5 protein-coding genes are annotated in these 4,469 nt (G+C 61.6%); 1 reads left to right on the forward strand and 4 read right to left on the reverse strand.

Annotation, left to right across the window (positions count from 1 at the left end; genetic code table 11):
* Window positions 1-783, forward strand: a 783-nt coding sequence (locus tag K8W16_RS10075) for an aminotransferase class I/II-fold pyridoxal phosphate-dependent enzyme (protein ID WP_304123221.1), incomplete at its 5' end; no start/stop codon positions are given.
* 90 nt (window positions 784-873) lie between these two features.
* Here the strand turns inward: K8W16_RS10075 and K8W16_RS10080 are convergent.
* The 4 genes from K8W16_RS10080 to K8W16_RS10095 all read right to left on the reverse strand — a co-directional run bounded on the left by K8W16_RS10080 (window position 874) and on the right by K8W16_RS10095 (window position 3,586).
* A complete protein-coding gene (locus K8W16_RS10080) occupies window positions 874-1,125 on the reverse strand; it encodes a thioredoxin family protein (RefSeq protein WP_304123224.1) in 252 nt (83 codons plus the stop codon).
* Between the two features lie 43 nt (window positions 1,126-1,168).
* The gene (locus K8W16_RS10085) at window positions 1,169-2,269 is read right to left on the reverse strand and encodes a permease (RefSeq protein WP_304123227.1); all 1,101 of its coding nucleotides are present in this window, start codon (window positions 2,267-2,269) and stop codon (window positions 1,169-1,171) included.
* Window positions 2,270-2,415: 146 nt separating this feature from the next.
* Window positions 2,416-2,799 (reverse strand): helix-turn-helix transcriptional regulator, encoded by a 384-nt coding sequence (locus K8W16_RS10090; protein ID WP_304123230.1) that lies wholly within the window; start codon window positions 2,797-2,799, stop codon window positions 2,416-2,418.
* Window positions 2,800-3,247: 448 nt separating this feature from the next.
* A complete protein-coding gene (locus tag K8W16_RS10095) occupies window positions 3,248-3,586 on the reverse strand; it encodes a helix-turn-helix domain-containing protein (protein WP_304123233.1) in 339 nt (112 codons plus the stop codon).
* Between the last annotated feature and the right edge of the window lie 883 nt (window positions 3,587-4,469).

Here is a 4,469-nt window from a genome sequence, read left to right on the forward strand (position 1 = left end):
CACTACATTTGCGATGAAGAGTCCGACTGGTACCCCGACCTGGAGGACATGGAGAGCAAGATCACCGAAAGGACGAAGGCGCTCGTCATCATCAATCCCAACAACCCCACGGGTGCGCTCTATCCCGTGGAGGTGCTGGAGCGCATCGCGGACATAGCCAGGCGGCATGAGCTCATCATTTTCTCCGACGAGATCTACGACCGCCTGGTCATGGACGGGGAAAAGCATGTTTCCATCGCCTCCCTGGCCCCCGATCTCTTCTGCGTGACCTTCAGCGGCCTTTCCAAGTCGCACATGGTCTGCGGCTTCCGCGTGGGCTGGATGATCCTGAGCGGCAACAAGAGCGTGGCCGCAGACTACATCGCGGGCATCAACATGCTCTCCAACATGCGCCTCTGCTCCAACGTGCCGGGCCAGGCCATCATCCAGACGGCCCTCGGCGGCTACCAGAGCGTGAACGAATACATCGTGCCCGGCGGCCGCATCTACGAGCAGCGCAACTTCATCTACGAGGCCCTGAACAGCATCCCCGGCGTTTCCGCCACGAGGCCCAAGGCGGCCTTCTACATCTTCCCGAAGATAGACACGGAGCGCTACCACATCACCGACGACACGCAGTTCGCCCTGGACTGCCTGCGCGAGACGCGCATCCTCTTCGTGCCCGGCTCCGGCTTCAACTGGAAAAAGCCCGACCACTTCCGCATCGTCTACCTGCCGCGCATCTCCATCCTGGCCGAGGCCGTGGAAAAGCTGGAGCATTTCCTGCGCCACTACAGGCAGTAGCGCCTGCCGCAGCCCGAGGGCCGGCGCACGGGCCCGGAAAAGAAGCAAAACGCCGGGGGAGCGTTCTCCCCCGGCGTTTCGTGCGCCCGGCTAGCCCTTGTTTTCTTCTGCGGCGGCGAGCCATTCCCGCGCCTCTTCCGGCGTGGGGACGCGCCCGGAACAGCGCAGCACGCCGTCCACCGACACGGCGGGAGTGGAAAGCACGCCCGCAAGCATCATTTCCCTGAAATCGAAGATGTTTTCCACCGTGGCGCTGCAGGCGCAGTCCGCCACGGCCTGACGCATGATCTCTTCCGTCTGCGTGCAGCGCACGCAGTTGCGGCCGAACACCCTGATAATCATCGTAACCTCGAATGGTTGGAGTTGCTGCAAAAGCAAGGCCCTTTCAGAGCAGCGTACCCTGAAGCGCGTTGAGAATCCAGCCCGTCAGGGTGAACATCAGCCAGAGCCAGCCGAGGAAAAGGGCCATGAGTTTCGCCGTCATGACCTGCCTGAGCAGGATGAGCTCGGGGATGCTGGCCGCCACGGCGCTCAGGCAGAAGGCCATGGCCGTGCCCGCGCTCATGCCCCCGGCAAGCAGGCCCTCCATCACGGGCACGATGCCCGTGACGTTGGTGTAGAGCGGGATGCCCAGAAGGACGGCGGCGGGCACCGTCCACCATTCCCCGGCGCCGAGGTGTTCGGCAAACCAGCCTGCGGGCACGAAGCCGTGCAGCAGCGCGCCCGCGCCCACGCCCGCGAGCACCCACTTCCACACGCGGCGGAAAATGGCCTGCGTCTCCCTCCGGGCAAAGTCGTGCCGCATGCGGAAACTGAGCCGCGCGCGCCCTCCGGCAAGGCTCAGGGGGCGCAGCGGGTTCTTCATGGCCTCCTGCACAAAGGGCTGAAGGTAGCGCCCGGCCCCGACGGCGTCCATGAACATGCCGCCGAGCATGCCCGCCGCAAGGCCCGCCGCCCCATAGGCCAGCGTGAATTTCCAGCCGAGCAGCCCCCACAGGAGCACCACCGCGATTTCGTTGATGACGGGCGAGGTGATGAGAAAGGCCATGGTGATCCCGAGGGGGATGCCCGCCATGGTGAAGCCGAGAAAAAGCGGCACGCCGGAGCAGGAGCAGAAGGGGGTGACTGCACCGAAAAGCGCGGCCAGCGCGTAGCCGAGGCAGCGTTTCCTGCCCGAGAGGAAATCCCGCACCCGCTCCGCATCCAGCCCTGCGCGCAGCCACGAAATGACGTAGATGAGCGCGACGAGAAGCATCAGTATCTTTGCCGTGTCGTAGAGGAAGAATTCCAGGGCCGAGGAAAAGCGCGTCCCTTGTTCCAGGCCGAGGATATCGAAGGTGAGAGCCGAGGCCGCATCCTCCAGGCGGGTGTAGACCGTAAACCAGAGCGCGGCGAGAAGGGCGGCAACGGCGGCATGGCGCGCTGCCCATATCTTTCCGCCGCCATTGCCTGGGGACGGGCGGCCGGATTCCGGGGAAAGAGGCATGGGATATCTCCTTCTAAGATTTGTTGAAATATTGAAATATCATCCAGAAAAACAAAGTTCCTGCATCGTATCCCGGCCCGCGCAGGCTTTCCGGCCGCGCGTAGGCATGCTCCGGGGCCTTTGGCCGGGCCTTTCCCGCGCGCCGCTCAGGGCTTCGGTTCTTCGCCCGCCCCGCCTTCTCCCACGGGCGGCAGGAAGCGCTGATCCACACCGCTTTCCCTGCGGAAGGCGCGGCAGCATTCCGGGTTCTGGGAGCAGCACTCGGCCGTGAGGTAGGCTATGATATCGAGCATGAGGGGGATGGAGGCCTTGTAGCGCAGAAAGCGCCCCTCCCTTTCCACGCCCACCAGCCCGCTCTGCACGAGGGCCTTGAGGTGAAAGGAAAGGTTGGTGGCGGGCAGGTCGAGCAGCTTTGCGATATCCCCGGCCACCAGCCCGCCCGGTGCGTTTCTGACGAGCAGGCGGAACACGTCGAGCCTGACGTCGGAGGAGAGGGCCTCAAAAATTCGGCTGGCTTGTTTGTTTTCCATGGGTTCGATAGTTCAACAAATATTGAACTCTGTCAACAGGCGGCCGTCTCTTTTTTTGCCTCCACAGGGCGCAGGAAAAGGGGGCGCGGTAAGAAGATGCCTTCACAGGAGGGGGTAGGGGAGCCTTCCGAGCCGGAAAACGCCGAGCATAACCTCGCTGCTTGCAAAGGAGCCTTCCGGGGCGGCATGAGGGGGCGCCGGGCCTGAGCGCGGGGGAAGAGGCGGAGGGGTCGATCCACGGGGAGCGGACGTCCCGGGCGGGGGTCAGGCTGCGGGAGACGGCGGCGCCGACGGGGATGCCTGCGGGGCGGGGCTGTCAACGTCAGTGTGGGGGCCCGGATGGGGGGAGGAACCCGCGTGCCGGGCGGGAGGCTGGCCGGGGGGAAGGGAGCACGGGGCGGCGTCTCCCCTCACGGGGGAACTTTGCTGCGGGACCTGAGCTCCGGGGCTACGAGCTGCCCTTTGCCGTCTGGATGATTTTTTCGGCCATGAAGATGATTTCGCTCAGCGCGGAGTCCGTGTGCCCGTGCCGTTGCACGAAGGAGCGGAAGGAAGTGTCGTCGCCGGTCAAAAACAGTTCCGCGACAGGGCAGCCCAGGATGAGGGCCATTTTTTCCAGGGTCTGGAAACGGGGCGCCGCGAGGCCGCGTTCTATGCGCGAAAGCGAGTCGGGCCCGATGCCCAGCTTTTCGGCGAACTGAGCCTGGTTCAGCCCGAGGTGCTTTCTTTTGGCCGTGATATTGGCGCCCACGATCACGGCGAGAGGCTGCTTTTTCCTGTTCGACACGTTTTCACTCCTTGGGGAAGAAAAACGTACGTTTTTTCGCCGGATTCCAAAACAGCTTTTTATACAACTCTTGACTTTAAACCAATATTGACGGAAATTCTTTTTAAGCTGCGCACAGCTTTCCGCCGCCGCGCAGGCCGCGGGGCGAAGGGGCAGATACTTCGCTGTGATGCCTGAAGCCGCTTCCTGTTGTAGGGAGCGGGGGGGAGCTGCCATAGCCCGGCGAGTCTTGTGCTCCCGGGTCTTCGGGGAAGCTCCCGATCATGATAACTTGTTCTTTCCCTTATATCAAAGCCTGCCGAGCAAGTTTTTTCCCTTCGCCCCGTCTTTTTTTCAGCGTTTTTTTCGCCGGTGAGCGGGTGCGGCAATGGTGCCGCCGCAAAGTCCGCCGCATGCCCGGGGAAAAGGGTGCTTTTTTTCCGTAACACCGCGTGTTCTGCCTGCCTTTCTCCTGTATATCATTTTTTACCCCATGAAAGAGGGATGAGGAAAAAGTTTTTTTCTTCCTTTTTTTCATGTTCGGGGATGATGCGTCCCGCCTTCCGGGCAGTCGGCGCTTCTTTAAAAAATTTTTTTTCCCCATACTCATGCGCATGACGGCAGCAGCCCCGGGGCGTTTATTTTTTGTACCGTTACGGAAAAAACTTCAAGGACGTATGAATAAGAGAAAAGCCGCTCCGCCTTCTGTAAGAAGCGCCGCGAGCCGCTTTCACAGAACAGCGGAAAAAAGGTGCGTAAATATGCATGGCCCGGCGCAGTTCTTTCTCCGGTGAACTATCGTGCCCGGAGATTGTCATTTTAAGGAAAATTCATTAATAATCCATGGGAAGAGAGAACAACATCGTTCCGTATTGAGCGCTTCGGGTGACGGCATGATACATTT

The sequence above is a fragment of the Mailhella massiliensis genome, from assembly GCF_020741395.1.
GTDB lineage: Bacteria > Desulfobacterota > Desulfovibrionia > Desulfovibrionales > Desulfovibrionaceae > Mailhella > Mailhella massiliensis_A.

Excerpts from the sequence above, each read along its gene's own strand:
- K8W16_RS10080 (WP_304123224.1), bottom strand. The coding sequence starts at position 1,125 with ATGATTATCAGGGTGTTCGGCCGCAACTGCGTGCGCTGCACGCAGACG.
- K8W16_RS10085 (WP_304123227.1), bottom strand. The coding sequence starts at position 2,269 with ATGCCTCTTTCCCCGGAATCCGGCCGCCCGTCCCCAGGCAATGGCGGC.
- K8W16_RS10090 (WP_304123230.1), bottom strand. The coding sequence starts at position 2,799 with ATGGAAAACAAACAAGCCAGCCGAATTTTTGAGGCCCTCTCCTCCGAC.